The sequence below is a fragment of the Kribbella sp. NPDC056345 genome (genome assembly GCF_042262745.1).
Classification (GTDB): Bacteria; Actinomycetota; Actinomycetes; order Propionibacteriales; family Kribbellaceae; genus Kribbella.
Map to the genome: position 1 here is coordinate 1 of NZ_JBHJQQ010000040.1, position 1,688 is coordinate 1,688.

Sequence of the window (1,688 nt, forward strand, 5' to 3'; positions counted from 1 at the left end):
GTTCACGCGCTGCCTGAAGCGGGGGATGGTGATCAACCGGTTGTGTGCCGTCTCCAGCTTGCGGAGGTTGCGGGCGGACTGGCCCTTGCCCGCGCGCCAGTCGCGCCAGGTGCGCACCGGGATGCCGGCGGCCTCGGCCGCGAGCTTCTTCGCCGACCAGCCCTTGCCGTCCAGCCGGACGCCGCACACGATCCCGGCCGCCGTCACTTCGGGCCGCTCGGTCAGCGTGCCGGACAGGCCGCGCGAGTCGGCGTGCTGCACCCAGTACGACGGGTCCAGGCGCTCCAGCAAGCGGCGTTCCTCCGCCGTGACCCCATCCTCGACCTGCACGGAGACCGACCGGCGACCGAGGTGGCCAAAGGCCACGTCTCCCAGTCCGCAGGCGTCGACCACGCGTACGTGCCGACCGCCGCCGGGACGACATGCACGGCGTGCCACCGCCGGGCTACCTGCGCCATCGTCGCCGGGTAGTTCGCCCGCGCCTCCTTCAACGCGGCCCGCGCGGCGATCCGGTGCGACCGCGCCGCCCTGTCCGCCGTCTTCGCCGCCCGCCGGGCGCCGTTCCACGGGTTCTTGCTCGCCTGCCGTGCCGCCGTCCGCTGCCCCTTCGCGGTCGCGGCCGTCGCCCTCGCCGACGTGTTCTCACGCTGAGCGGCCATGAGCTTCTTGAGATTTTCCGGCGTCCGGAGCGCCTGGCGCCGGTCCGCCGCCGCGTCCCACCGAGCCGCCACAGGGGCGCACATGGGGGACAGGGCATCGACCACGTTGGTCACCTCGGTGGCCGATGCCCGCCAGGCGGACTTGGTCGAATCGGTCGCCTTCCGCCAAACTTCCTTCACGTCCACGGTTCTCCTTCAGGTGCGTGGATGAGGGTCGGATCGCCGTTCGCTGCGGCGGTCCGGCCCGTCTTCGTTTGCTGGTTGCGCCTCTGGTTGCAGGTTGCGGTCGGGTTGCGGGGTGCAACCGCCTCTGACCTGCAAGGTTGCGGGTTGCGGTCGGGGGAGGGGAGGGGGGCCCTACGCACGCGCGCATATACGCGCGCGAGGAGCCCCTCAGATCACTCCGCCTCGGCCGCCTTCCGCCACGCGGCCGAGGTGTTCGGGGAGACCCCTGTCAGGTCCCGAATCCTGCGGTAGGGGACCTCCATCCGGACCGCCTCCACGATCACCGGACGGATCTCCGCGTCGAGCTGCTCCAGCTGAGCCAGGAGCCTGATCCTCTTCGCTCCCAAAGGCTTGAGTGCTGCTTCGGCTTGGGCCCTCAGTTGGGCCGGTGTCTGCGTCATGCGACTGACTCTGACACATCGATCCGCCTTTTGCAAGCGTCTCAGTCTGAGTCATCATTGCCCCCCGGTGATCACGCGGCGACCCTAGGCGCCCCTCTGCGGCCCTGTCAGCCGGATACCGGACCCAGAGGGCACGGCGCCCCTCATCGGCCGTCAGCGGGCCACACAGGGACGCGGGGAGGGGTGCGGGGGAGGCCGGAGAGATCGCGCGGGTCACTACGCAGGGGCGCTCCGCCCCCTGCACCCCCGGGCCACCGCTCCCAGAGGGGGAGGGGGCGCCGTACGCCACTGCGGGTCCGTGGGTGGGTCGGCAGGGGTCGCGGGGGGGTCCCTCCGGTCGGACAGCCCTCCGCACCCTGCCACGGAACCTGGGGGGGCTCCGCAAGCTCCACCCCCCCAGAAC

The 1,688-nt window shown here is 71.8% G+C and carries 3 protein-coding genes; all 3 read right to left on the reverse strand.

The genetic code is table 11. The annotated features are described in order from the left end of the window. The coding region (locus ACFCV3_RS42670) for a hypothetical protein (protein WP_376041188.1) at window positions 1-291 on the reverse strand (291 nt) is incomplete at its 3' end. Then, on the reverse strand, window positions 222-839 hold the full coding sequence (locus ACFCV3_RS42675) for a hypothetical protein (protein WP_376041191.1): 618 nt from the start codon (window positions 837-839) through the stop codon (window positions 222-224). The genes ACFCV3_RS42675 and ACFCV3_RS42670, both read right to left, overlap by 70 nt. 218 nt (window positions 840-1,057) lie before the next feature. Next, window positions 1,058-1,285 (reverse strand): hypothetical protein, encoded by a 228-nt coding sequence (locus tag ACFCV3_RS42680; RefSeq protein ID WP_376041194.1) that lies wholly within the window; start codon window positions 1,283-1,285, stop codon window positions 1,058-1,060. Window positions 1,286-1,688: the final 403 nt, after the last annotated feature.

Excerpts from the sequence above, each read along its gene's own strand:
- ACFCV3_RS42680 (WP_376041194.1), bottom strand. The coding sequence starts at position 1,285 with ATGACGCAGACACCGGCCCAACTGAGGGCCCAAGCCGAAGCAGCACTC.